At 46.1% G+C, this 26,152-nt stretch carries 32 protein-coding genes and 1 other annotated feature; all 32 genes read right to left on the bottom strand.

What is annotated here, in order from left to right; all coding sequences use genetic code 11:
• Window positions 1–63 precede the first annotated feature (63 nt).
• The 32 genes from rplE to rlmB all read right to left on the bottom strand — a co-directional run bounded on the left by rplE (window position 64) and on the right by rlmB (window position 26,121).
• Window positions 64–609 (bottom strand): 50S ribosomal protein L5, encoded by a 546-nt coding sequence (gene rplE / locus QD47_RS16755; RefSeq protein WP_025685933.1) that lies wholly within the window; start codon window positions 607–609, stop codon window positions 64–66.
• A gap of 31 nt (window positions 610–640) precedes the next feature.
• A complete protein-coding gene (gene rplX, locus QD47_RS16750) occupies window positions 641–994 on the bottom strand; it encodes a 50S ribosomal protein L24 (protein WP_013312155.1) in 354 nt (117 codons plus the stop codon).
• Between the two features lie 36 nt (window positions 995–1,030).
• Entirely contained in the window at window positions 1,031–1,399 is a 369-nt protein-coding gene (rplN, locus tag QD47_RS16745) for a 50S ribosomal protein L14 (RefSeq protein WP_007432573.1), read from the bottom strand.
• A gap of 34 nt (window positions 1,400–1,433) precedes the next feature.
• Window positions 1,434–1,697: a 30S ribosomal protein S17 gene (rpsQ, locus tag QD47_RS16740; RefSeq protein ID WP_007432574.1), complete on the bottom strand. Its 264-nt coding sequence runs from the start codon at window positions 1,695–1,697 to the stop codon at window positions 1,434–1,436.
• Between the two features lie 50 nt (window positions 1,698–1,747).
• Entirely contained in the window at window positions 1,748–1,945 is a 198-nt protein-coding gene (gene rpmC, locus QD47_RS16735) for a 50S ribosomal protein L29 (protein WP_014278310.1), read from the bottom strand.
• Complete coding sequence (gene rplP / locus QD47_RS16730) at window positions 1,935–2,369, bottom strand: 50S ribosomal protein L16 (RefSeq protein ID WP_007432576.1); 435 nt, start codon at window positions 2,367–2,369, stop codon at window positions 1,935–1,937. The genes rpmC and rplP overlap by 11 nt, the downstream gene beginning before the upstream one ends.
• A 2-nt stretch (window positions 2,370–2,371) precedes the next feature.
• Window positions 2,372–3,037 carry a 30S ribosomal protein S3 gene (gene rpsC / locus QD47_RS16725; RefSeq protein ID WP_044647211.1) on the bottom strand — a complete coding sequence of 222 codons (666 nt, stop codon included), beginning with the start codon at window positions 3,035–3,037 and terminating at the stop codon, window positions 2,372–2,374.
• Window positions 3,038–3,050: 13 nt separating this feature from the next.
• Window positions 3,051–3,383 carry a 50S ribosomal protein L22 gene (rplV, locus tag QD47_RS16720; RefSeq protein ID WP_013312157.1) on the bottom strand — a complete coding sequence of 111 codons (333 nt, stop codon included), beginning with the start codon at window positions 3,381–3,383 and terminating at the stop codon, window positions 3,051–3,053.
• A 36-nt stretch (window positions 3,384–3,419) separates the two neighbouring features.
• The gene (gene rpsS, locus QD47_RS16715; RefSeq protein WP_044647210.1) at window positions 3,420–3,698 is read right to left on the bottom strand and encodes a 30S ribosomal protein S19; all 279 of its coding nucleotides are present in this window, start codon (window positions 3,696–3,698) and stop codon (window positions 3,420–3,422) included.
• A gap of 72 nt (window positions 3,699–3,770) precedes the next feature.
• Complete coding sequence (gene rplB / locus QD47_RS16710) at window positions 3,771–4,601, bottom strand: 50S ribosomal protein L2 (protein WP_044647209.1); 831 nt, start codon at window positions 4,599–4,601, stop codon at window positions 3,771–3,773.
• Window positions 4,602–4,631: 30 nt separating this feature from the next.
• Window positions 4,632–4,922 carry a 50S ribosomal protein L23 gene (gene rplW / locus QD47_RS16705; protein WP_013312159.1) on the bottom strand — a complete coding sequence of 97 codons (291 nt, stop codon included), beginning with the start codon at window positions 4,920–4,922 and terminating at the stop codon, window positions 4,632–4,634.
• Window positions 4,922–5,545: a 50S ribosomal protein L4 gene (rplD, locus tag QD47_RS16700; protein WP_044647208.1), complete on the bottom strand. Its 624-nt coding sequence runs from the start codon at window positions 5,543–5,545 to the stop codon at window positions 4,922–4,924. The genes rplW and rplD overlap by 1 nt, the downstream gene beginning before the upstream one ends.
• Window positions 5,546–5,571: 26 nt before the next feature.
• Window positions 5,572–6,195, bottom strand: a complete 624-nt coding sequence (gene rplC / locus QD47_RS16695) for a 50S ribosomal protein L3 (RefSeq protein ID WP_013312161.1) — start codon at window positions 6,193–6,195, stop codon at window positions 5,572–5,574.
• A gap of 32 nt (window positions 6,196–6,227) precedes the next feature.
• The gene (gene rpsJ / locus QD47_RS16690) at window positions 6,228–6,536 is read right to left on the bottom strand and encodes a 30S ribosomal protein S10 (RefSeq protein ID WP_005544556.1); all 309 of its coding nucleotides are present in this window, start codon (window positions 6,534–6,536) and stop codon (window positions 6,228–6,230) included.
• Between the two features lie 338 nt (window positions 6,537–6,874).
• A complete protein-coding gene (gene tuf, locus QD47_RS16685; protein ID WP_044647207.1) occupies window positions 6,875–8,065 on the bottom strand; it encodes an elongation factor Tu in 1,191 nt (396 codons plus the stop codon).
• Between the two features lie 94 nt (window positions 8,066–8,159).
• Window positions 8,160–10,238: an elongation factor G gene (gene fusA, locus QD47_RS16680; RefSeq protein ID WP_044647206.1), complete on the bottom strand. Its 2,079-nt coding sequence runs from the start codon at window positions 10,236–10,238 to the stop codon at window positions 8,160–8,162.
• 47 nt (window positions 10,239–10,285) lie between these two features.
• The gene (gene rpsG / locus QD47_RS16675; protein WP_007432586.1) at window positions 10,286–10,756 is read right to left on the bottom strand and encodes a 30S ribosomal protein S7; all 471 of its coding nucleotides are present in this window, start codon (window positions 10,754–10,756) and stop codon (window positions 10,286–10,288) included.
• Window positions 10,757–10,806: 50 nt separating this feature from the next.
• The gene (gene rpsL / locus QD47_RS16670; protein WP_044647205.1) at window positions 10,807–11,229 is read right to left on the bottom strand and encodes a 30S ribosomal protein S12; all 423 of its coding nucleotides are present in this window, start codon (window positions 11,227–11,229) and stop codon (window positions 10,807–10,809) included.
• 143 nt (window positions 11,230–11,372) lie between these two features.
• Complete coding sequence (locus tag QD47_RS16665) at window positions 11,373–11,624, bottom strand: ribosomal L7Ae/L30e/S12e/Gadd45 family protein (protein ID WP_044647204.1); 252 nt, start codon at window positions 11,622–11,624, stop codon at window positions 11,373–11,375.
• A gap of 231 nt (window positions 11,625–11,855) precedes the next feature.
• Window positions 11,856–15,470 (bottom strand): DNA-directed RNA polymerase subunit beta', encoded by a 3,615-nt coding sequence (gene rpoC, locus QD47_RS16660; RefSeq protein WP_044647203.1) that lies wholly within the window; start codon window positions 15,468–15,470, stop codon window positions 11,856–11,858.
• A gap of 144 nt (window positions 15,471–15,614) precedes the next feature.
• On the bottom strand, window positions 15,615–19,160 hold the full coding sequence (gene rpoB / locus QD47_RS16655) for a DNA-directed RNA polymerase subunit beta (protein WP_044647202.1): 3,546 nt from the start codon (window positions 19,158–19,160) through the stop codon (window positions 15,615–15,617).
• Between the two features lie 342 nt (window positions 19,161–19,502).
• Complete coding sequence (locus QD47_RS16650) at window positions 19,503–20,117, bottom strand: class I SAM-dependent methyltransferase (RefSeq protein WP_044647201.1); 615 nt, start codon at window positions 20,115–20,117, stop codon at window positions 19,503–19,505.
• 147 nt (window positions 20,118–20,264) lie between these two features.
• Complete coding sequence (rplL, locus tag QD47_RS16645) at window positions 20,265–20,630, bottom strand: 50S ribosomal protein L7/L12 (protein ID WP_025685943.1); 366 nt, start codon at window positions 20,628–20,630, stop codon at window positions 20,265–20,267.
• A 69-nt stretch (window positions 20,631–20,699) separates the two neighbouring features.
• On the bottom strand, window positions 20,700–21,203 hold the full coding sequence (gene rplJ / locus QD47_RS16640) for a 50S ribosomal protein L10 (protein ID WP_044647200.1): 504 nt from the start codon (window positions 21,201–21,203) through the stop codon (window positions 20,700–20,702).
• A gap of 72 nt (window positions 21,204–21,275) precedes the next feature.
• Window positions 21,276–21,427 (bottom strand) — a sequence feature (ribosomal protein L10 leader region).
• Window positions 21,428–21,495: 68 nt separating this feature from the next.
• Window positions 21,496–22,188 carry a 50S ribosomal protein L1 gene (gene rplA / locus QD47_RS16635; protein ID WP_014278322.1) on the bottom strand — a complete coding sequence of 231 codons (693 nt, stop codon included), beginning with the start codon at window positions 22,186–22,188 and terminating at the stop codon, window positions 21,496–21,498.
• Between the two features lie 88 nt (window positions 22,189–22,276).
• A complete protein-coding gene (gene rplK / locus QD47_RS16630) occupies window positions 22,277–22,702 on the bottom strand; it encodes a 50S ribosomal protein L11 (protein WP_014278323.1) in 426 nt (141 codons plus the stop codon).
• Between the two features lie 73 nt (window positions 22,703–22,775).
• A complete protein-coding gene (nusG, locus tag QD47_RS16625) occupies window positions 22,776–23,309 on the bottom strand; it encodes a transcription termination/antitermination protein NusG (protein WP_014278324.1) in 534 nt (177 codons plus the stop codon).
• 22 nt (window positions 23,310–23,331) lie between these two features.
• On the bottom strand, window positions 23,332–23,523 hold the full coding sequence (gene secE, locus QD47_RS16620) for a preprotein translocase subunit SecE (protein ID WP_044647199.1): 192 nt from the start codon (window positions 23,521–23,523) through the stop codon (window positions 23,332–23,334).
• Window positions 23,524–23,543: 20 nt separating this feature from the next.
• Window positions 23,544–23,693 carry a 50S ribosomal protein L33 gene (gene rpmG, locus QD47_RS30855; RefSeq protein WP_023990562.1) on the bottom strand — a complete coding sequence of 50 codons (150 nt, stop codon included), beginning with the start codon at window positions 23,691–23,693 and terminating at the stop codon, window positions 23,544–23,546.
• A gap of 333 nt (window positions 23,694–24,026) precedes the next feature.
• A complete protein-coding gene (gene sigH, locus QD47_RS16615; protein ID WP_014278325.1) occupies window positions 24,027–24,671 on the bottom strand; it encodes an RNA polymerase sporulation sigma factor SigH in 645 nt (214 codons plus the stop codon).
• A 177-nt stretch (window positions 24,672–24,848) separates the two neighbouring features.
• Complete coding sequence (locus tag QD47_RS16610) at window positions 24,849–25,370, bottom strand: NYN domain-containing protein (protein ID WP_044647198.1); 522 nt, start codon at window positions 25,368–25,370, stop codon at window positions 24,849–24,851.
• 4 nt (window positions 25,371–25,374) lie between these two features.
• The gene (gene rlmB / locus QD47_RS16605; protein ID WP_044647197.1) at window positions 25,375–26,121 is read right to left on the bottom strand and encodes a 23S rRNA (guanosine(2251)-2'-O)-methyltransferase RlmB; all 747 of its coding nucleotides are present in this window, start codon (window positions 26,119–26,121) and stop codon (window positions 25,375–25,377) included.
• Window positions 26,122–26,152 lie beyond the last annotated feature (31 nt).

The following is a 26,152-nucleotide window of genomic DNA, read 5'->3' as shown; positions in this document are numbered from 1 at the left end:
TCCTAAATAGTTTCGGAGAACAGGGTGTCTCTTATATCAGACGCCCAAAACGTTATGCCAACATTACTTTGCGAAAGGCATGCCCAGTTGAGTCAGAAGCTCACGGGACTCTTCGTCAGTTTTGGCAGTCGTTACGATAACGATGTCCATACCACGAACTTTATCAACTTGATCGTACTCGATTTCCGGAAAGATCAATTGTTCTTTCAGACCAAGCGTGTAGTTACCACGTCCGTCGAAAGCTTTTGTTGAAACACCATGGAAGTCACGTACGCGAGGAAGCGTGATATTGAACAATTTGTCCAAGAAATAATACATACGCTCGCCACGAAGTGTTACCTTAACACCGATCGGCATGTTTTCACGCAATTTAAAACCTGCAATAGATTTTTTTGCGCGAGTGATTACTGGTTTTTGACCAGCGATCAACTGCATGTCGCTCACAGCCGAATCGAGCACTTTGGAGTTTTGGACTGCGTCGCCAACACCCATGTTGATTACAACTTTCTCGATTTTAGGCACTTGCATTACTGATGTATAGCTAAACTTCTGCATCAAGGCAGGAGTGATTTCTTTCAAGAAACGCTCTTTCATTCTTGTTGTTGCCATGAATCATAGACCTCCTTTCTTTGAAAATTAATTAGTCGATCACTTCGCCAGAACGTTTTGCAATGCGCACTTTTTTTCCGTTGTCCAATACTTTGTAACCAACACGAGTTACTTTTCCGCTCTTCGGATCAATGTGCATAACGTTGGAAACGTGAATCGGAGCTTCTTTCTCGATGATGCCGCCTTGTGGATTCAGCTGATTAGGCTTTTGGTGTTTTTTAATCATGTTAACACCTTCCACAAGCACACGGTTTTGACGAGGGTAAGCAGCGATAACGCGACCTTTTTTACCTTTATCTTTACCTGTAATCACCAGAACAGTATCGTCTTTTTTGACGTGCAGCTTGTTGTTATGGGATTCCAGAACTTTTTTCACTTTTGGCATTTCGTACACCTCCTACGGGCACATTTTAAGGTGAATTTAGATCACTTCCGGAGCCAAGGAAACGATTTTCATGAAGTCCTTGTCACGAAGCTCGCGAGCAACTGGTCCGAAAATACGAGTACCACGTGGGCTCTTGTCTTCTTTAACGACCACTGCTGCGTTCTCGTCAAATCCGATGTAGGAACCGTCTTTACGGCGGATAGAACGTTTAGTACGAACGACAACCGCTCTTACTACATCACCCTTTTTGACAACGCCGCCTGGTGTTGCTTGTTTTACGGAACAAACGATCAGGTCACCAATTTGAGCCGTACGACGTCCCGTACCACCGAGCACACGGATACACATCAGTTCCTTCGCGCCGGAATTGTCAGCTACAGTCAAACGTGTAAATGGTTGAATCATTTATTTATCCTCCTTTCGGAAAAACTACACTACATTAGATTATAACAGCTTTTTCAACGATTTCGACCAGTCTCCAGTTTTTGTCTTTGGACAAAGGGCGAGTTTCCATGATTTTAACAGTATCACCGATTTGTGCGGTGTTGTTTTCATCATGAGCTTTGAATTTCTTTGTTACTTTAATGCGTTTATGGTAGAGATCATGTTTTTTGTAAGTTTCTACAGCAATCACAATCGTTTTGTCCATTTTATCGCTGACTACTTTACCGACTAACACTTTACGGGCATTACGTTCGCTCATTGTTGGCCTCCTTCCTAATTACAGGCGGAATCTCCACCCAGTCTGATATCTTAGCTAATCCCAAGTTCTCTTTCACGGATCACGGTTTTAGCACGAGCAATTTCCTTACGTACATCGCCGATCCGAGTCGGGTTATCAAGCTGACCGGTAGCGAGTTGAAAACGAAGGTTAAAGAGTTCTTCTTTGAACCCAGAGATCTTTTGTTCAATTTCAGCAGTGGTTAGGTTGCGAAATTCACTAGCCTTCATTTGCTTCACCACCCAATTCTTCACGTTTCACAAACTTAGTTTTGATTGGCAGTTTGTGAGCGGCAAGACGCATTGCTTCACGAGCAATCTCTTCCGGAACACCAGCAAGTTCGAACATGATCTTACCTGGCTTCACTACTGCAACCCATTTTTCTACGTTACCTTTACCACTACCCATACGAACCTCAAGAGGCTTCTGAGTAATTGGTTTGTCAGGGAAAATTTTAATCCAAACCTTACCACCACGTTTGATGTAACGAGTCATCGCAATACGAGCAGCTTCGATCTGACGGTTAGTAATCCATGCAGGTTCAGTAGCTTGTAAACCATACTCACCAAAGTTCAGTGTAGTGCCGCCTTTTGCACGACCCTTCATATGACCACGTTGTTGCTTACGATGTTTTACGCGTTTTGGTACCAACATGATTAGTTGCCTCCTTCCTGAGGAGCTTGTTTCTTAGCTGGAGGAAGAACCTCTCCACGATAGATCCATACCTTTACGCCAATACGGCCGTAAGTTGTATGAGCTTCCGCTGTACCGTAGTCAATGTCGGCACGAAGCGTATGCAGTGGAACTGTTCCTTCGCTGTACCCTTCGGAACGAGCGATTTCGGCACCGCCAAGACGTCCGCCTACTTGAGTTTTAATTCCTTTTGCTCCAGAACGCATAGTTCTTTGAATCGCTTGTTTCAAAGCACGACGGAAAGAAACGCGACGTTCCAATTGTTGTGCAATGCTCTCAGCAACCAAGATTGCATCCAGCTCAGGATTTTTAATTTCAGAGATATTGATGTGTACCTTTTTACCGCCTGCGATTTTAGTAATTTCATTACGCAAGTTTTCAACTTCGGAACCACCCTTACCGATAACCATACCAGGTTTCGCAGTGTGAATCGTTACGTTGACGCGGTTAGCTGCTCTCTCGATTTCAACACGGGATACAGCGGAATCTTTCAATCTTTTTTTCAGATGTTCACGAATTCTAACGTCTTCTAGCAAAAGATCACCGAAATCTTTGCCTGCATACCATTTGGATTCCCAATCACGGATAATACCGATTCGGAGTCCGATTGGATTTACCTTTTGGCCCACACGTTTTCCCTCCTTATTTTTCAGATACCACCAAAGTAATATGACTGGTGCGTTTATTGATGCGGCTTGCACGTCCCATTGCACGCGGGCGGAACCGTTTCATTGTAGGACCTTGGTTCACAAAAACTTGCGATACAACCAACTTGTTCACGTCCAAAGAGTAGTTGTGGTCTGCATTTGCAATAGCAGAGTTCAACAGCTTCTCAACGACTGGAGAAGCGGATTTCGGAGTATGGCGAAGAATTGCGATCGCCTCACCAACCTGCTTGCCGCGAATCAAATCGATAACGAGTTTAACTTTACGAGCGGAAATCCGTACGGATTTAGCATGTGCTTTTGCTTCCATTGAGTTTACCTCCTCTCAAACACTACGCTGTGTTGATTATCTTCTTGTTTTTTTATCGTCATCCGAATGGCCTTTATAGGTACGTGTTGGAGCGAATTCGCCCAATTTGTGTCCGACCATATCTTCCGTTACGTATACTGGCACGTGTTTACGACCATCGTATACACCAAACGTATGTCCGATAAATTGTGGGAAAATTGTAGAGCGACGGGACCAAGTTTTGATCACGACTTTTTTGTCCGATTCGTTCAAAACCTCTACTTTTTTCAGCAAGTAACCATCAATGAATGGTCCTTTTTTGAGACTGCGACCCATGTATGAATCCTCCCTTCGTTAAAACGTTGTCGTTCCTTAATATGTTAACGTGCGACTTAAGCGCACGTCTTATTACTTAGTACGACGACGAACGATGTATTTATCAGATGCTTTGCCTTTTTTACGTGTTTTGTAACCAAGGGTTGGTTTACCCCAAGGAGACATTGGAGATTTACGTCCGATTGGAGCGCGACCTTCACCACCACCGTGTGGGTGATCATTAGGGTTCATAACAACACCACGAACTTCAGGACGTTGTCCCAACCAACGGCTACGTCCGGCTTTACCGATCTTCACCAATTCATGGTCTTCGTTACCAACAGAACCGATTGTAGCGCGGCAAACTTTCAGAACGCGACGAACTTCACCAGAAGTCAAACGAATTGTTACATACTTCTCTTCTTTACCAAGAAGTTGGGCTTCCGTACCGGCAGCGCGAACGAGTTGACCACCTTTGCCCGGTTTCAATTCGATGTTGTGGATAACCGTACCTACTGGAATGTTCTCCAAAGGTAAACAGTTACCGATTTTGATATCGGAACCTACGCCGGAAACCACTTCGTCCCCTACTTTCAAACCTTTAGGAGCGATGATATAACGTTTTTCACCATCCACATAGTGGATAAGTGCGATGTTGGACGTACGGTTCGGATCATATTCGATCGTAGCAACGCGGCCCGGTATTCCATCTTTGTTACGTTTGAAGTCGATAATACGGTATTTACGTTTGTGTCCACCGCCATGATGACGAACCGTAATTTTACCTTGGTTATTACGTCCAGCTTGCTTGCTCAGAGGCGCCAGCAACGATTTCTCGGGCTGATTAGTTGTGATCTCCTCGAAAGTAGATACAGACATAGCACGTCTGGCTGGGGACGTCGGTTTATACTTTTTAATTGGCACTGAGTTTCCCTCCTTACTTTACAGTTTCAATTATACCGTTTCAAAAAACTCAAGCGGCTTACTGTCTTTGCTCAGCGTTACGAACGCTTTTTTCCACTCGCTCGTATAGCCGGAATGACGGCCGTAGCGTTTTGGTTTTGCAGGAACACGAAGCGTGTTTACGTTACTTACTTTCACGTTAAAGATCGCTTCGATTGCTTTTTTAACTTCGACTTTATTGGAACGAATGTCTACCTCGAAAACGTATTTCAAGTCATTCATCATACCAGCCGTACGTTCGGTGATTACCGGACGTTTGATAATATCACGAGGATCCTTCATTACGCGAGCACCTCCTCTACCTTCTGAACTGCTTCCTTCGTAATGATCAGTTTGTCGTGTCCAAGCACGTCAAGAACATTAATGCCGTCTGCGGATACAAACTTCACACCAGGAATATTACGAGCGGACAGAGCCACATTATCATCATAGCTAGGAGCTACGACCAATGCTTTACGGTCAGCTTTAAGGTTGTTCAAAATGGCTGCGAATTCTTTCGTTTTAGGTCCGTTCAGTGTAAGAGCGTCCAATACGATGATTTCATTCTCAATCACTTTGGAAGACAAAGCCGATTTGATCGCCAAGCGACGAACCTTTTTAGGCAATTTGTAAGCATAGCTGCGTGGAGTCGGACCAAATACAGTACCGCCACCAACCCATTGCGGTGCACGGATCGAACCTTGACGAGCGCGGCCAGTACCTTTTTGTTTCCAAGGTTTACGTCCGCCACCACGTACTTCAGAACGTCCTTTTACTTTGTGAGTACCTTGACGCAGGGAAGCCAATTGCATAACAACAGCGTCATGAAGAACGTGTTTATTCGGTTCGATACCGAATACTGCGTCGTTCAATTCAATTTCGCCAACTTGGCTGCCGCTAATATTAAAAAGTGCTACTTTTGGCATTTTGTGTTCCTCCTTTCTTCAGTTGTTTATTTTTTCACCGTTTCTAGTACTTTAACGAAGCTGTTTTTAGGTCCTGGAATGGAGCCCTTCACGAGCAATACATTACGTTCTGTATCGATCTTAACAACTTCAAGGCGTTGGATCGTTACCGTTTCATGCCCCATGTGTCCTGGCAGGTGTTTACCTTTAGGAACGCGATTAGCTTGAATGGAGCCCATCGAACCTGGACCTCTGTGGTAACGCGAGCCGTGTGCCATTGGTCCGCGGCTTTGTCCCCAACGTTTGATAACGCCGGCAAAACCTTTACCTTTAGAAATACCTGTTACGTCAACGAATTCGCCTTCTGTGAAGACATCAGCCTTCAGTTCTTGGCCAACCTCGTACGCAGCAAGGTCGATGCCACGAAGTTCACGAACGTAGCGCTTAGGTGCAGTATTTGCCTTTTTCGCATGTCCTGCTTCAGGTTTATTGGATCTTTTTTCTTTTTTATCAGAGAAACCGAGTTGAATAGCTTCGTATCCATCGTTTTCCAGATCTTTCTTTTGCAGAACAACACAAGGGCCCGCTTCGATAACCGTAACAGCAAGTACGTTACCTTCAGGGGTAAACACTTGAGTCATTCCGAGTTTTTTTCCTAAGATACCTTTCATGTTGACACCTCTTTTCTTTTCCTAATCACAAATTACAATTTAATTTCGATATCTACACCGGACGGCAGGTCCAAGCGCATCAAGGCATCCACAGTTTGTGGAGTCGGGTTAACAATGTCGATCAGACGCTTATGTGTGCGCATTTCGAACTGTTCCCGGGAATCCTTGTACTTGTGTACCGCACGGAGAATAGTAATGATTTGTTTTTCAGTTGGCAGCGGAATTGGTCCGGATACACCTGCGCCCGAACGTTTAGCTGTTTCAACAATTTTCTCAGCGGATTGATCAAGAATTCTGTGGTCGTAAGCTTTCAAACGAATACGAATCTTTTGCTTTGCCATTTTAGTCCCTCCTTCTATCGCCCAATTTGGTATCGGACATACTCCGTGAAAATTTTCCGACATCCCTCCCATGGCAAAGGGGCCGGGTGTGTCAGTAACCTCTCACATCATCGCACAGTCACAAACAACATTAGTTATTATATCTAATAGTTCTGCCTATTGCAAGCAAAAACGAAAAAACAATGTATCTTATTTTGAAAAGATACAATTGCACTCGCGGCTCGCGATTTATTCAAGAGAAAAGCCCCCGCACCAGGGCGGGGGCTTCTTTTAGCTCCGTTCCAATACAATGTTACTCGTTCCAGTACAATGTTGCTTTATTTAAAGGCCAAAGCCTCTTATTTGGTGATTGTTGCTACCGCACCAGCGCCAACTGTACGTCCACCTTCACGAATAGAGAACTTAGTTCCTTCTTCGATAGCGATTGGGTTGATCAGTTGAACAGTAACTGTGATGTTGTCACCAGGCATTACCATTTCGGAACCTTCTGGCAAAGTGATGATACCAGTTACGTCAGTTGTACGGAAGTAGAACTGTGGACGGTAACCAGTGAAGAAAGGTTTGTGACGTCCACCCTCTTCTTTAGTCAAAACGTAGATTTGAGCAGAGAATTCTGTATGAGGTTTAACAGAACCTGGTTTAGCCAATACTTGGCCACGCTCGATTTGCGCACGATCTACACCACGAAGCAATGCGCCGATGTTATCGCCAGCTTGAGCGGAGTCAAGCAATTTGCGGAACATTTCTACGCCTGTTACTACGGATTTACGGGACTCTTCTTGAATACCGATGATTTCGATTTCTTCGCCCACTTTAACAGTACCACGCTCTACACGGCCTGTAGCAACTGTACCACGACCTGTGATGGAGAATACGTCCTCGACAGGCATAAGGAAAGGCTTGTCAGTGTCGCGTTCTGGAGTTGGGACGTAAGTGTCGATTATTTCGAACATTTCAACGATTTTCTTAGCATAGTCGCCCTCTGGGTTTTGCAGAGCTTCACGAGCGGAACCGCGAATGATTGGAGTGTCGTCGCCTGGGAAGTCATATTCGCTCAGCAAGTCACGAACTTCCATTTCAACCAGTTCCAATAGCTCTTCGTCTTCAACCATGTCACATTTGTTCAGGAATACAACGATGTAAGGAACGCCTACTTGACGGGACAACAGGATGTGTTCGCGAGTTTGCGGCATTGGGCCGTCAGCTGCGGATACAACCAGAATCGCTCCGTCCATTTGTGCAGCGCCAGTGATCATGTTTTTAACATAGTCGGCGTGACCTGGGCAGTCAACGTGTGCATAGTGACGGTTAGGTGTTTCGTATTCCACGTGTGCTGTGGAGATTGTGATACCGCGTTCGCGCTCTTCTGGAGCTTTATCGATTTGGTCGAATGCTACAGCAGCACCACCATAAGTTTTGGACAATACAGTTGTGATTGCAGCAGTCAAAGTAGTTTTACCATGATCGACGTGACCAATAGTACCGATGTTAACGTGCGGTTTGTTACGTTCAAACTTAGCCTTTGCCATTTGAACAATTCCTCCTCAATAACTTGTTTTATTTTTAGGCTGGCGGCTTCCTCTTGGAAAAACCTTGATTATACCAGTCAGCTGATACATTGTATTACTCGCCGCCTTTGGTTTTGGCAACGATCTCTTCAGCGATGCTCTTCGGAACTTCTTCATAATGAGAAAGCTCCATGGAGAACACACCGCGTCCTTGTGTACCGGAACGAAGTGTAGTCGAGTATCCGAACATTTCGGACAAAGGGACCTTCGCACGAATGATTTGAGCTCCACTACGGGAATCCATACCTTCAATCCGACCACGACGGGAGTTCAACATACCCATTACGTCACCCATGTATTCCTCAGGAGCCGTTACTTCAACTTTCATAATCGGCTCAAGCAATACCGGTTTACATTTGTCTTTCGCTGCTTTCAGCGCCATTGAACCGGCAATTTTAAACGCCATTTCATTGGAATCGACATCATGGTATGATCCGTCCACGATTGTAGCTTTAACGTCCACAAGCGGGAAGCCTGCGATAACGCCGTTTTTCATTTGTTCCTCAATACCAGCAAGTGCAGGAGCAATGTACTCTCTAGGAACAGAGCCGCCGACTACCTTACTTACGAATTGACTACCAGTACCTGGCTCGAGCGGTTCGAACTCAACCCATACGTGACCGTATTGACCACGACCACCGGACTGACGAACGAATTTACCTTCGACACGTGCTGGAGCACGGAACGTTTCACGGTAAGCAACCTGTGGTTTGCCCACATTGGTTTCCACCTTAAACTCACGACGCATACGGTCAATGATGATATCCAGATGAAGCTCACCCATACCTGCCAAGATGGTTTGGCCTGTTTCTTCGTTAGTATGAGCACGAAGAGTTGGATCTTCTTCGGTCAATTTACCGAGGGCAACAGACATTTTATCTTGGTCAGCTTTGGTTTTAGGCTCAACCGCGATTTCGATAACCGGATCAGGGAAATTCATGGACTCGAGAATAACAGGATCCTTCTCATCACACAGTGTATCACCTGTACCTGTATCTTTCAAACCTACGGCTGCCGCAATATCACCGGAGTAAACTACAGTGATTTCTTGACGGCTGTTCGCATGCATTTGAAGAATACGTCCGATACGTTCGCGTTTGCCTTTTGTTGCATTCAATACGTATGAACCGGATTGAAGAACACCGGAGTATACGCGGAAGAATGTCAGCTTACCAACGTAAGGGTCCGTCATGATTTTGAAGGCCAATGCGGAGAATGGCTCTTCATCGGAAGAGTGACGTTCAACTTCCGTACCGTCTTCCAAATGCCCTTGAATACTTGGCACGTCAGTAGGAGCCGGCAAGTAGTCGAGAACAGCATCCAACATCAGCTGAACACCTTTGTTACGGTAAGAAGATCCACAGATAACTGGGAAGATTTTAACTTCTACAACACCTTTACGGAGAGCGGCTTTAATTTCGGCAACCGAAATTTCTTCACCTTCCAGGTATTTCATTGTCAATTCTTCGTCCAGTTCAGCAACCTTCTCGATCAATTCATTGCGAAGTTCTTCAACTTGATCTTTGAATTCCGCAGGAATTTCGACTTCTTCGATATCTTGACCAAGATCATCTTTGTACATATGAGCTTTTTGTTCAACGATATCGATGATACCAATAAAATCATTTTCTGCACCGATTGGCAATTGAATCGCAACTGCGTTCGCTTGAAGGCGATCACGCATGTCAGAGACAACATTCAGGAAGTCGGCACCAATGATATCCATTTTGTTCACATATGCGATCCGTGGAACGCCGTAGCGATCAGCCTGTCTCCATACGGTTTCGGACTGAGGCTCAACGCCTTCTTTCGCACTGAAAACACCAACTGCTCCGTCCAATACACGAAGGGAACGTTCAACTTCAACAGTGAAGTCAACGTGCCCCGGGGTGTCGATGATATTGACGCGGTGACCTTTCCAGGCAGCGGTCGTCGCAGCGGAAGTAATCGTGATTCCGCGCTCTTGTTCTTGTTCCATCCAGTCCATTGTCGCAGCGCCTTCGTGAACTTCACCGATTTTGTGCGTACGTCCTGTGTAGAACAAGATCCGCTCTGTTGTTGTGGTTTTACCCGCGTCAATATGAGCCATGATCCCGATATTACGTGTATTCGTCAAGGAGAACTCTCTTGCCATGAAATGGGTCTCCCTTCAAAATTGAAGTTATTTTTTCGAACTGAATCCTACCAACGATAGTGAGCAAACGCTTTGTTCGCTTCAGCCATTTTGTGCGTATCTTCGCGTTTCTTCACGGAAGCGCCTGTGTTGTTGGAAGCGTCGATAATCTCAGCTGCCAAACGCTCTTCCATAGTTTTCTCGCCGCGGTTGCGGGAGTAGTTTACGAGCCAACGTAAACCCAGGGAAGTACGTCTTTCTGGTTTTACCTCGATTGGTACTTGGTAGTTGGCACCGCCGACACGGCGTGCTTTAACTTCCAGGACTGGCATGATATTCTTAATAGCTGCTTCAAAAACTTCCATCGGGTCATTCCCCGTACGTTCTTGGATAAGCTTGAACGCATTGTACAGAATGCTTTGAGCAACGCCTCGTTTTCCGTCGAGCATGATGCGGTTGATCAGGCGGGTAACCAACTTGCTGTTATATACCGGATCTGGCAACACGTCTCTTTTGGTAACTGGACCTTTGCGTGGCATGGATATCCCCCTTTCTTACATGTTAAACCGATTTATTCGGTTTATATTCATTAGGATTTTTTAGCTTTAGGGCGTTTTGCGCCATATTTGGAACGAGCTTGCATGCGGTTGTTTACGCCTGCAGTATCCAAAGCACCGCGAACGATATGGTAACGTACACCTGGAAGATCTTTTACACGACCCCCGCGAATCAGCACTACGCTGTGTTCTTGCAGGTTGTGTCCGATACCCGGAATGTAAGCAGTCACCTCTACACGGTTCGTCAAACGAACACGAGCATATTTACGAAGTGCGGAGTTTGGTTTTTTTGGAGTCATAGTACCTACACGAGTGCATACTCCGCGTTTTTGCGGGGCACTGATGTTGGTAGCTTCACGTTTCAAGGCGTTAAAACCTTTTTGCAAAGCCGGTGATTTCGATTTCTCGATTTTGGCTTGACGTCCTTTACGAACCAGTTGGTTAATAGTTGGCATTGTGGTTGCCACCCCCTTCCTCAATTTTTCCTGTTGCTTCACAAACCATTTCTAAGCCCACAGACCCAGGCGGTTCATAAAAGAACAAATGAAAAGTCTTTGCCGCCAAGAATTCATTCTCTTAGACAAAAACGTTCCTTACCCTATTGTTTTACGATAGCAGCCATAGCGGCTCCCACTTCAATCCCACATGCAGCTCCGAGATTTTTCATTGTATCTACAAGAGTCACTTTGACTCCTTGCCTGTTGCACAAAGCAATGATGTTGGAAGTGAGACGTGGATCTGCGTCTTCTGCCACATATACTTCAGAGGCGAAGCCCAATTCGACCATACGTATGGTTTGTTTGGTACCGATTTTGACATGAGCATCTTGCAGTCCCTGTTCTTTAGACATATCTCATTCCTCCGAAAAGACACAATAGCATATAGGCTGCTCACGCACCTTTGCTATATTAGCATTGACTATAAGCAATGTCAAGAAAATTATCGACTATAGTCTACTTAACAAAGCAATATATTTCATTTCGAGAAAAAAGCGCCGGAACACCGTCTGATAGAGCATAATCTAAAAGCTCCATCAGAGAACGAATGTTCCGGGCCCATCATGCCATTTGTTAATGTTATATTACTCGGCCGAAATCGGTTCGAGTTCTTCGGAAGAGGATTGCTCCCCTTCCGGTTGGGCAAATTTCACACTGCGGTAACGGTTCATACCTGTACCCGCAGGGATCAACTTACCAATAATAACGTTCTCCTTCAGACCAAGCAACTGATCGACTTTGCCTTTTATAGCCGCATCGGTCAGCACGCGAGTGGTCTCTTGGAAGGAAGCTGCTGACAAGAAGGAGTCAGTTTCCAGAGATGCCTTGGTGATACCAAGCAGAACCGGTTTGGCTACCGCTGGCTCTTGGCCACTGAGAATTGCTGTCTTGTTCGCATTTTCATACTCGTGCACATCAACAAAGGAGCCTGGAAGCAGCGTGGTATTCCCCGCATCAAGGATACGGATTTTACGCAACATTTGACGAATCATAACTTCCACGTGCTTATCATTGATTTCTACGCCCTGATTCCGATATACGCGTTGAACTTCCTGAAGGATATAGTTCTGTACCCCGCGAATACCTTTAATGCGCAGCATTTCTTTAGGGTCGATTGAACCGTCTGTCAGTTCATCCCCGGCTTCAACAGTCATGCCTTCGCTTACGCGCAGACGAGAACCATACGTAACCGAATAAGTTTTCGTTTCAGCTTCACCCTGAATATCGATCTCACGGCGATCTTTACCTTCACGAATTTCTTTAACTGTACCGTCAATTTCACTGATGGTTGCCTGACCTTTAGGATTACGTGCTTCGAAAAGCTCCTGAATACGCGGCAAACCTTGTGTAATATCGTCGCCCGCTACACCGCCTGTGTGGAATGTACGCATTGTAAGCTGGGTTCCTGGTTCACCGATGGATTGTGCCGCGATAATACCAACTGCTTCACCAATCTCAACGTGTTTGCCAGTAGCCAGATTGCGACCGTAGCATTTCTTGCAGACGCCATGTTTGGCACGACAGCTCAGTACTGAACGAATTTGAAGCTTTTGTACACCAGCTTTAACAATTGCTTCCGCTTTGTCGGAATCGATCAATTCGTTACGGCCAGCCAAAATCTCGCCAGTCTCCGGATGACGTACCGTTTCAAAGCAATAGCGACCTTCCAGACGGTCATACAGATCCTCAATAACTTCTTTACCGTCCTGAATACGGCTTACTGTAAAGCCTTTGTCCGTTCCGCAATCTTCTTCACGCACGATAACATCCTGCGCCACATCGACAAGACGACGAGTCAGGTAACCTGAGTCAGCCGTACGAAGCGCTGTATCCGCCAAACCTTTACGCGCTCCGTGAGTGGAGATGAAGTACTCGAGTACTGTCAAACCTTCACGGAAGTTCGATTTAATTGGGAGCTCGATAATACGACCGGATGGATTCGCCATCAGACCACGCATACCGCCGAGCTGGGTAATCTGTGATTTGTTACCCCGCGCTTTGGAGTCTACCATCATCATGATGGAGTTGTAGCGATCCATGGACTTCATCAGCACTTCGGTAATATCATCTTTCGCTTTGGACCAAATATCAATAATCCGGTCATAGCGTTCCTCGTTCGTAATCAAACCACGACGGTATTGATTCGTTACGACTTGCGCTTTGTCCTCAGAACCTTTAAGAATTCCTTGTTTTTCCACCGGCACGATAACGTCCGATACAGCAACAGTTACACCTGAACGAGTAGAATACGTAAAGCCAAGCTGTTTGATTTTATCCAAAATCACAGCTGTTTCTGTTGTATGGTAAGTTTCAAAGCAACGGGCAATAATGTTACCAAGGTAATCCTTACCTACCCCGTTAGCTTGCGGAGCATTTTGAATCGCTTCTGTAAGGTTTACACCCTTTTCGTAAACAAAGAACTCCTCAGCAGTACCATAAAGCAGGTTGGCACGGGTAGCATCATTGATGTACGGGAAGCTGGCCGGGAAAATTTCATTAAAGATAATTTTACCAACCGTGGTGATCAGCATTGCATCCTGTTGTTTTTCCGTAAAGCTCGTTTTATTCAAAGCTTTAACCGGAATAGCTACACGAGCATGAAGACCCGCTGTACCGCGCTGGTAAGCCGATATAGCCTCGTTCATATTGCGAAGGATCATGTTGCTGCCTTCTTCTTCTTTGTTATCCATAGTCAGATAGAAAGAACCAAGGACCATATCCTGGGAAGGAGTAACAACAGGTTTGCCGTCTTTCGGATTCAAAATGTTACCGGATGCCAGCATGAGCAAACGAGCTTCTGCTTGGGCTTCCGCAGACAATGGAACGTGAACCGCCATTTGGTCACCGTCAAAGTCGGCATTATATGCCGTACATACGAGCGGATGCAAACGGATTGCACGACCTTCAACCAAAATCGGTTCAAACGCCTGAATACCGAGTCTATGCAGCGTAGGGGCACGGTTCAGAAGAACCGGATGCTCCCTGATTACTTCTTCGAGCACATCCCATACTTCTGCGCTCACGCGCTCTACTTTACGTTTCGCGCTCTTAATGTTGTGTGCAAGACCTTTGTTCACAAGTTCTTTCATAACAAAAGGTTTGAACAGTTCCAATGCCATTTCTTTCGGCAAACCGCATTGGTACATTTTCAAGTACGGACCTACAACGATAACGGAACGACCGGAGTAGTCAACACGTTTTCCGAGCAAGTTTTGACGGAAGCGTCCTTGTTTACCTTTCAGCATATGGCTGAGGGATTTCAAAGGACGGTTACCCGGACCTGTAACAGGGCGGCCACGACGACCATTATCGATCAGGGCGTCAACAGCTTCCTGCAGCATCCGTTTTTCATTTTGTACGATAATATCCGGAGCACCCAGATCTAGCAGGCGTTTCAGACGGTTGTTACGGTTAATAACACGGCGGTACAAGTCATTCAGGTCAGAGGTAGCAAAACGTCCACCATCCAGCTGTACCATCGGACGAAGCTCCGGAGGAATAACAGGCAGCACGTCCATGATCATCCAGTCCGGCTGGTTGCCGGAGTTACGGAACGCCTCAATCACTTCAAGACGCTTGATCGCACGGTTGCGGCGTTGTCCTTGAGCTGTACGCAGCTCTTCTTTCAGGAATTCCAGTTCTTTGTCTATATCCAAATCTTGAAGGAGCTTCTTAACCGCTTCAGCACCCATACCTGCCTGGAATCCGTAGCCGTACTTTTCACGGTAGCTGCGGTATTCTTTCTCGGACAGGAGTTGCTTTTTCTCCAATGGCGTATCTCCTGGATCAGTTACAACATAAGATGCGAAGTAAATGATCTCTTCCAGAGATCTTGGAGACATATCAAGAGCAAGACCCATACGGCTCGGAATGCCTTTAAAGTACCAAATATGCGATACAGGGGCAGCCAGCTCGATGTGACCCATACGCTCACGACGAACCTTAGCGCGGGTAACCTCTACACCACAACGGTCACAGACAACACCTTTATAGCGCACGCGCTTGTACTTACCGCAATGACATTCCCAGTCTTTCGTAGGTCCGAAAATTTTCTCGCAAAATAGTCCTTCTTTTTCCGGTTTAAGCGTACGATAGTTAATCGTCTCCGGTTTTTTGACTTCTCCGCGGGACCAAGAACGAATCTTTTCGGGGGAAGCAAGCCCGATTTTCATATATTCGAAATTGTTAACGTCCAACAAGGAGCAACCCTCCTTAACCAAATCCTGAGTTTTTAGGTTTGATACCGCCCGGCAGCACCGGGCGGTATCAAGAAGCCCGATCCATCCTGTAGAAAATGGATCGAGGCATATAACAAAGCTGATATGATTCAGTCAGCAGACAGACTACTCTACGCCAACCTCAGAGCCTTCCAGATTCAAACTCAGCTTGTCGCTGGTTGTATCATCTTCATCATCAAGCTCTCTCATTTCGATCTCTTGTTCGTCTCCGGACAGAATCTTCACGTCCATACCCAAGCTTTGCAGCTCTTTGATCAAGACCTTGAATGATTCAGGCACACCCGGTTCAGGTACATTTTCACCTTTGACGATGGATTCGTATGTTTTAACACGTCCAACCACATCATCGGATTTGACAGTCAAAATTTCCTGAAGCGTGTAAGCCGCGCCGTAGGCTTCCAGTGCCCATACTTCCATCTCCCCGAAGCGCTGACCACCGAATTGAGCTTTACCACCCAACGGCTGTTGCGTAACGAGAGAGTAAGGACCTGTAGAACGAGCATGGATTTTATCGTCAACCATGTGCGCCAGTTTGATCATGTGCATGACACCGACAGTAACTTCACGTTCAAAACGATCACCGGTACGTCCGTCATACAACACCGTCTTACCATTGCGCTGCATGCCTGCCTCTTCCATCGTATCGAACACGTCATACTCCTTGGCACCATCGAATACAGGCGTTGCTACATGAATACCAAGACGCATTGCAGCCATACCCAGATGAATTTCAAGCACCTGTCCGATGTTCATCCGTGAAGGTACACCCAGCGGATTCAGAACGACTTGTACTGGTGTACCGTCCGGAAGGAACGGCATATCTTCTTCAGGCAAAATACGGGCAACGACACCCTTGTTACCGTGACGTCCGGCCATTTTATCGCCTTCGGAGATTTTACGTTTTTGAGCAATATATACACGAACCAGTTGGTTTACGCCTGGTGGCAGTTCGTCGCCATTCTCACGTGTAAATACTTTTACGTCCACAACAATCCCGTCTGTTCCGTGAGGAACTCTCAAAGAAGTGTCGCGAACCTCGCGTGCCTTCTCACCAAAGATCGCATGCAAGAGGCGCTCTTCGGCTGTCAGCTCCGTTACACCCTTAGGTGTTACTTTACCAACGAGAATGTCACCTGCGCCGATTTCGGCACCAATGCGGATAATTCCACGCTCATCCAGATTACGGAGCGCTTCTTCACCGACATTCGGAATATCACGGGTGATTTCTTCCGGTCCAAGCTTCGTGTCGCGGGCTTCGGATTCGTATTCCTCAATATGGATGGAGGTGTATACGTCTTCCTTTACCAGCTTCTCACTCAGCAGGATCGCATCCTCGTAGTTGTAACCTTCCCAAGTCATGAAGGCAACGACAACGTTACGTCCCAATGCCAGCTCGCCCATCTCTGTGGAAGGACCATCTGCGAGAATATCGCCAGCTTTCACCACATCGCCTCTATTGACGATTGGACGTTGGTTAATGCATGTTCCTTGGTTTGAACGCATAAATTTGTGTAATTTATACTTAATTATGTCGCCCTTCACTTCAGAACCATCTACTGTTTCGATGCGACGCAGCCAAATTTCGTTAGCTGAAGAACGTTCGATTACACCGTCGTATTTGGATACAATACATACCCCGGAATCTTTCGCAGCCTTATGCTCCATTCCTGTTCCGACCAAAGGAGACTTCGGAATCAACAAAGGAACGGCCTGCCGTTGCATATTGGAACCCATCAACGCACGGTTCGAGTCATCGTTCTCCAAGAACGGAATCAGTGCAGTTGCCACTGACACGACCTGCTTAGGCGAAACGTCCATATAGTCAACACGGCTACTTGCCATTGGAATGATGTTATCAGACTGCTTGTTGTAACGGACAATGACAACTTCTTCCTTAAAAGTGCTGTCCTCTGTCAGTTCCTCATTTGCCTGGGCTACGATGTAGTTATCTTCTTCATCAGCCGTCAGGTAATCAATTTGGTCTGTAACTTTTCCGGTTTTCGGATCTACCCAACGATAAGGAGCTTCGATAAATCCGTACTCGTTGATACGTGCGAAGGTAGACAAGGAGTTGATCAAACCAATGTTTGGTCCCTCTGGTGTCTCGATAGGACACATACGACCGTAGTGACTCGGATGGACGTCACGTACTTCCATGCCTGCGCGTTCACGTGTCAAACCGCCGGGTCCGAGTGCGGACAAACGGCGTTTGTGTGTCAATTCAGCAAGTGGATTCGTCTGATCCATAAACTGGGACAGCTGGGAGCTACCAAAGAACTCCTTGATCGAAGCAATTACCGGACGTATGTTAATCAGTGCCTGTGGCGTAATCACATTAGCATCCTGAATCGACATTCTTTCGCGCACCACGCGTTCCATACGGGATAAACCGATACGGAACTGGTTCTGGAGCAATTCACCGACAGAGCGCAAACGACGGTTGCCCAAATGGTCAATATCGTCCGTGCTTCCGATTCCGTGAAGTAAGTTAATAAAATAACTGATGGAGGAAATAATATCGGCAGGCGTAATATTTTTAACCGATTTATCAATATTTCCGTTGGCAATCAGCTTTACAACTTTACCATCCTCAATCGGCGAGAATATATCGATCGTTTGAAGAGGAATATCGTTGCTTTCCAGCACGCCAGTAGCAACATGATACGTACGGTGTCCTACCGATTCCTCAAGCTGGGCCAAAATCTCGTCCAACAGGCGGCGATCCACCATTTGTCCTGCTTCAGCGATGATTTCACCGGTTGTCGTATCAATCAAAGTCTCAGCAAGTCGTTGATTAAACAGACGGTTTTTGATGTGAAGCTTTTTATTGATTTTGTAACGGCCTACGTTGGCCAGATCATAACGTTTTGGATCAAAGAAGCGTGCAACGAGCAAGCTCTTTGCATTATCCAGTGTAGGTGGCTCACCCGGACGAAGACGCTCATAAATCTCAATCAGCGCTTTTTCCGTAGAGTCCGTGTTGTCTTTATCAAGAGTATTACGGATATATTCGTCATTGCCGAGCAAATCCAGAATCTCAGCATCAGTGCCAAAGCCAAGCGCACGCAGCAACACCGTAACCGGAATTTTACGGGTACGGTCAATCCGGACATAGATAATGTCCTTCGCATCCATCTCCAGTTCGAGCCAAGCCCCCCGGTTAGGAATTACCGTTGCGGTGTATGTTGTTTTCGCATTCTTGTCGACTTTTGTGCTGAAATAGACGCTGGGAGAGCGAACCAACTGGCTGACAATAACCCGTTCCGCACCGTTAATAATAAACGTACCCGTATCAGTCATCAGCGGGAAGTCTCCCATGAATACTTCCTGCTCTTTCACTTCCCCGGTCTCTTTATTAATAAGCCGGACTTTTACCCGAAGCGGTGCTGCATACGTTACGTCGCGTTCCTTTGCGTCGTCAACGGTATATTTGGGTTCTCCGAGAGAATAATCGATAAACTCCAAAATCAGATTTCCTGTGAAATCCTGAATTGGCGAAATATCCCGAAACATTTCCCGCAATCCTTCCTCCAAAAACCAATCATAGGATTTTTGCTGGATCTCAATCAGGTTCGGAACCTCGAGTACCTCGTTAATACGTGCATAACTGCGCCGAGTGCGTCGACCATATTGAACAAGATGTCCTGCCAACTTAAACTCACCCCTCATGTCTACTCACTTTAAAAATTCATTGCGAACCTTTGTTTGTGACCTTATAATAAGACACAGACAGAAGATTCAATCCACAAATACAGAAAAGCCCTTACTCGAATGCATTCGAAAAAAGAGCGACGTATCTGCAGAATCCTCTTACCGGAAGATCTTCATCACTTGTAGATTTGCCCAAAATGATTGTATTATACGTAATAGGTATAAATACTATACCCTTCTACGCATAAATCTATTGACATTTCAACAAACTAAAGCCATGGAGGGCATCCTAATACTGACATTTTATAATAATATCACAGACCAGGACTCAAGTCAATGGTCCTATTGCATTTTTCTAAAACTTTTTTTCGCCTTCAAAATACGATAACCTTTATCCTTCGTAACTTCCTCCACACGTCCGAAAAGGCTCTCGATTTTAGTGCTTGCCGAAGGGGCACCCTGCTTTTTCTGTATAACCACCCACAAAGTTCCACCTTCATTTAAATGTTCATAGGCAAGCTCGAAAATGGTATGCACCGTTTCCTTACCCGCACGTATAGGTGGATTCGTTAGAATCACGTCAAAACGATCATCTTTCACTTGCTCAAACAGATCGCTTTGCTTTATGGTCACATTGGTAATCCCATTCCGTTCCGCATTCTCTATTGCCAGTTGAACGGCTCGCTCGTTAATATCCACCATTGTAACGTGACCATGCGGTACAAGCGTAGCTGCCGTCAAACCAATCGGTCCATAGCCACACCCTACATCCAGCACTGAAGCCTGCGCAGGAAGCTGCATCGCCTCAATCAACACACGGCTACCGTAATCAATTCCCTGCTTCGAGAAAACGCCTGAATCGCTGGCAAAACGGTATGTCCGCCCCCGCAGCACTGTTTCCAGGCTCCGCCGTTCGTGCGCCGTCTCTGGCCGTTTGGAGTAATAATGATCAGACATTCATGACCACCTCCTTGGTTGTAATACCATCATAGCCTTCACTATTACGTTTCAGACATGCTTGTACTGCCGATTTACAGCAACAAACCCCTTGAAGATCACCTCAAGGGGTTTGTTTTAGTGCATTGTCTGCTAAATAGCAGTCAATTATTTCACTTCTACGGAAGCGCCTGCTTCTTCCAATTTTGCTTTCAAGGAATCAGCTTCTTCTTTCGCGATTTTTTCTTTCAGTGGTTTTGGAGCGTTGTCAACCAGTTCTTTTGCTTCTTTCAGGCCAAGACCTGTGATTTCGCGAACTGCTTTGATAACGTTGATTTTGGAAGCGCCAGCGCTTGTCAAAATTACGTCGAACTCGGATTGCTCAGCTTCTGCTGCGCCACCTGCTGCGCCGCCTGCTACAGCTACTGGAGCTGCTGCAGTTACGCCGAATTCTTCTTCGATTGCTTTCACGAGATCGTTCAGTTCCAATACGGACATACCTTTAATTGCTTCCAAGATTTGCTCTTTACTCATGGTTGAACCTCCATTTAAATTCTTATTTTTTTGTTTTCAATCTGCTATACAGCAGCTTTAATCCTTAACTTATGCGCTTTGCTCTTCTTTTTCTGCAACAGCTTTAACTGCAAGCGCGAAGTTGCGCATAGGAGCTTGAAGCACGCTGAGGAGCATGGAAAGGAGACCTTCGCGGGATGGCAGTTCTGCCAGCGCTTTAATTTCCTCAACACCGATAACACGGCCTTCTACAACTGCACCTTTCAGTTCCAGCGCAGTGTTTTTCTTAGCGAAATCATTCAAGATTTTAGCTGCAGACACTGCATCATCTTTGCCGAACGCGATTGCAGTAGGACCTGTCAATACTGCGTCCAGTTCAGTCAATTCTGCTGCCGCAGTTGCACGACGGAGCAGCGTGTTTTTCAGCACTTGAAATTCGATTCCGGCTTCGCGAAGCTGCTTACGCAGCTCAGTTACTTGGGCAACATTCAGACCGCGATAGTCAGCAACCACAGTCGTTACGCTCTCGCGCAATTTTGCAGCTACAACTTCAACAGCTTCTTGTTTTGCTTGAATCACTTTTGCATTTGCCAAACTGTACACCTCCTGATCAATTTATCCGCTCTGCTCGACCAACCTATCCGGTGGTCGTCCAAAGCTATCTTCATGAGCATGAAAAAAGCCTCCGTAGAGTACGAAGGCTTGATAAATCTACATGGACGGGACAAGCCCGTCACATGAAACGTTCTATCATAACACCTCGGTAGGAAATTAAGCCCGAAGGCACCTACTGTCTACGGTAAGCATATTCAACTTTAATGGTCAGTCACACGGACTCACAACTTTTACAGAATAACAAAATCAATTGAACGTGTCAATCAAAATATTATTTGTAAACAGATGCGTTCACACGAGCACTTGGTCCCATAGTCGAAGAAATAGCGATGTTTTTCAGGTATACACCTTTAGCAGCCGCTGGCTTCGCACGGTTCAAGGCTTCGATCAAAGCTTTAAGATTCTCGTTCAGTTGTTCAGCACTGAAGGAAGCTTTGCCGATTGGCGCATGAATTTGACCCGCTTTGTCGAGACGGTATTCGATTTTACCGGCTTTAATTTCTTGAACAGCCTTGGCAACGTCGAAAGTAACTGTGCCTGCTTTAGGGTTTGGCATTAAGCCTTTACCACCGAGCAAACGCCCCAGTTTACCAACCTCACTCATCATATCAGGCGTCGCAACGCAGACGTCGAATTCGAACCAGCCTTGTTGAATTTTGTTGATCATATCTTGATCGCCAACAAAATCAGCGCCAGCTGCTTCGGCTTCTTTCACTTTGTCACCTTTTGCAAATACCAGAACACGTTGTGTTTTACCCGTACCATGCGGCAGGACAACAACACCACGAACAGCCTGGTCTTGTTTACGGGAATCTACGCCCAGACGGACTGCTGCTTCAACAGTTTCGTCAAATTTAGCAGTTGCGCCTTTTTTCACCAATTCAACGGCTTCCAAAGGCTCATAAGTCGCTTCGCTGTCGATCAGCTTAGCGGCTTCCAAGTACTTCTTACCATGTTTAGCCATAATCTTTTCCTCCTTATGTGGTATTAGCGGATATTCCTCCCACACTTGCCGGACAGTCAAACTGCCGGCACACGAAGACTAATAAAAATTAGTCTACGATGGTGATACCCATGCTGCGAGCAGTACCTTCAACCATACGCATTGCCGATTCTACGGAAGCTGCGTTAAGATCAGGCATTTTTTGCTCAGCAATTTGACGAACGGTAGCGCGATTTACAGTTGCAACTTTCGTTTTGTTCGGTTCACCGGAACCTTTTTCGATTTTAGCAGCAACTTTCAACAGCACAGCAGCCGGTGGAGTTTTGGTGATGAACGTAAAAGAACGATCTTCAAACACCGAAATTTCAACCGGGATGATCAGGCCTGCTTGATCAGCAGTACGAGCATTGAACTCTTTACAGAATGCCATGATGTTGACACCTGCTTGACCCAAAGCTGGACCTACTGGAGGCGCTGGATTAGCTTTACCTGCAGGGATCTGCAGTTTTACCATTTTGATTACCTTTTTTGCCACGGATGACACCTCCTTGACTCAATAGTGGTAGACGGACCTAATGATCCTCCCACAAGAAACCTGTAAGAAAAATCTATATTTTCTCCACCTGAGTATAATCCAACTCAAGCGGGGTTTCCCGTCCAAACATGTTGACGTGAACCTTAAGCTTGCTCTTCTCAACCAAAATTTCTTCCACGGAGCCCACAAAATTCGCAAAAGGACCAACTTTAATTCGCACGGATTCCTTAACATCGAATTCGATCTTCGGTTTCGGCTCTACCATGCCCATATGCTTCAGAATCTGTTCAACTTCTTCTGGAAGCAAAGCTGTCGGTTTGGAACCCGAGCCTGTTGATCCTACAAATCCCGTAACACCTGGTGTGTTGCGCACAACATACCAAGAGTCATCAGTTTGAACCATTTCGACCAAGACATAACCAGGGTAAACTTTACGCATAACGGTCTTTTTCTTACCGTCCTTGGTTACCAGTTCTTCTTCCATTGGAACAAGAACGCGGAAAATCTTGTCCTCCATGCCCATGGACTCAACGCGTTTCTCCAAATTGGCTTTGACTTTGTTCTCATACCCTGAATAGGTATGAACGACGTACCATCTTTTTTCCATATCAAGCCACCTGGAACCCTTCCTAGATAATCGCTTCGATCGCAGCGGAAATGCCGATATCGAGAACCCAAAAATAAATCGTGACAAACGCAATTGTCCCAATGACAATCAGCGTATAGTTGGTCAGTTCTTTACGATTGGGCCAGCGAACCTTCTTGAGTTCAGCCCAGCTTTCAGAGAAAAAGGAAAACAGAGACTTGAAACTGCGTTTCACGCCGACTACACCTCCAAAAACTATCTAGTTTCCCGATGAGAAGTCTGTTCGTTACAGGACTTACAGAATTTCTTCATCTCCATGCGGTCGGGGTGATTACGCTTGTTTTTCGTCGTTGTGTAATTTCTTTGTTTGCATGTTGTACAAGCCAAAGTAATAATTACCCGCATGATGTGCACCTCCCGAAGACATCCAACACCGGAAGTCTCATAATTGATCCTAAAAAAAACCGCGAATTTAGGCCTACCTAAAACACTTTATCACACGCGGTTTTGCATGTCAACGAATGTTTGTATACATTTCGCGGTCCCGGCTGTGGTGCATTTTAACATCTGTTCATCCTTTAAAAGTCATCTCTGAAAAACCTCTCCAAGATCCATGCGATATCTATTATTTATCTTTTTCAGTATAAATCATTCTTAACACATATAAACCTGCATATCCTGCCCTTAACGAATAAAAAAAGACTCAGACTCGAGCCTTTTCCCTGCCAGCCTCTACTTTCAGCTATCCCTTACTTCCAAATACTTTTCAAGTTTGCGCTTGACCCGTTGCAGCGCATTATCAATAGATTTCACGTGGCGGTCAAGATCCTCGGCAATTTCCTGATATGAACGCCCGTCCAGATACAACATAAGTACCTTCCGTTCCAGCTCGCTCAGAATCTCGGACATCTTGTCCTCAAGGCCCACAAACTCTTCCTGATTGATAATCAGCTCTTCAGGATCACTTACCTGTGTTCCGCAAATCACGTCCAGTAACGTTCGATCCGACTCTTCATCATAAATGGGCTTGTCCAGAGATACGTAGGAATTCAGAGGAATATGCTTTTGTCGTGTGGCCGTCTTGATTGCCGTAATAATCTGTCTTGTAATGCACAGCTCGGCAAAGCCCTTGAACGAAGCAAACTTGTCTCCCTTAAAATCACGAATAGATTTGTAGAGACCAATCATGCCCTCCTGAATAATATCCTCGCGATCAGCACCGATCAGGAAGTAGGATCTGGCCTTGGCCCGCACGAAGTTCCGATATTTATTAATCAGAAACTCCAGTGCCTCCCCATCACCTTCATGGACTGCTCCGACAATGTCTTCATCATTTTTGTAATCAAACTTTGACAACATGATATCCTTGAGGTCCACACTCACTAACAATCCCTCCGGCTGCAACGCAAGATACCCGTTACTCTCTCAAATATACGACAAGTATACGCGATGTAACCTGATACCGTCAACCACAACAGCCTAAAAAAGAAGAGCGCTAACAAAATTGTCAATGGTTTCAAAATGGGGGAGTCTCCAATTAATGGATTTTCTTTCTCTGGACTATTCTCTTCTCCAGCGCTCAAACAGCTTTCGAATTTCCGGGCTCAGCTTGGCATCCAGCGAATTGCGGGACAACTTAGCGCTATCCTGCTCTATCCGCTTTTTCACTTCCTTTTCAGATTCCTCAATCTCGATCAGAAGCTCACGCGCCGACACCCTAAGCGCTCCTTGCCCAAAAGCGACATGTTGTTCCACCTGATCACTTGTTGCCACATAAATGCTTCTTCTCCGGCTGCTTAGCTCCCGAACCAATCGCTCGATGCACTCGTCAGCGGTCTCTTTTTCTTTGGTAAAATAAATCTGTACTTTACTCTGGGAATACGTTTTACCCAATCCTGGCACCCGGTAAGCATCAAAAACGACGATGACTCTTCTGCCGGAATACGCCTGATGATCCGCGAGTCGTTCAAGCAGTCTGTCCCTCGCTTCCTGCATACCAGATTGTACCAGTGCGGAAAGTTCGGGCCAGGCTCCAATCATATTGTAGCCGTCCACAAGCAGAACATCCCGCGTGTCAGCCATATCATTAGCCCCGTGCCTGTCGTCCGCGCAACACTTCGTACATCACGACACCTGCGGCTACAGAAGCATTCAGGGAATTGATTTGCCCAGCCATCGGCAGCTTAACGAGTACGTCACATTTCTCGCGGATCAAACGGCCCAGCCCTTTATTTTCGTTACCAATGACGATAGCAACTGGCCCTGTGAATACACCATTTCCAAAAACCGGGTCCGTAGCTGTCACATCTGTGCCAACTACCCATACGCCTTCCTCTTTGAGGCGGTCGATCGTTTGCCCCAAATTGTTCACACGCGCCACTGGAACGTACTCAACCGCCCCCGCCGATGTTTTGGACACCGTTACAGTCACTGCCGCCGAACGTCTTTTGGGCACGATTACGCCATGTGCCCCTGTGCAGTCCGCTGTCCGAAGGATAGACCCCAGATTATGTGGATCTTCAATCTCATCCAATAGGATCAAAAACGGCTCCTCTCCCTTACTACGGGCAGTTGCGAGCAGTTCTTCCACTTCAACGTAGGCAAAAGGTGCAGCCTGTGCAACCACTCCCTGATGCTGTATTCCCGGAACCATTTGATCAAGCTTACGCTTATCCACCTGTAAAACAATGATCCCCGCTTTTTTAGCCTCAGCCGTAATGGGCAATGTCAGATGCTTTTGTGCATTATCCGCAATCCATATTTTATTTATCGTTCTGCCTGAGCGAAGCGCCTCCGTTACCGAATGCTTACCGGCAATCCATTCTTCTTCCATATCTAGCTTCCTCCCGGGAAACGGCGGATGT

The organism is Paenibacillus terrae, assembly GCF_000943545.1.
GTDB classification, from domain to species: domain Bacteria; phylum Bacillota; class Bacilli; order Paenibacillales; family Paenibacillaceae; genus Paenibacillus; species Paenibacillus terrae_A.
The sequence above is the reverse complement of the archived record's forward strand: the minus strand, read 5'-3'. Positions and strand labels throughout refer to the sequence as shown.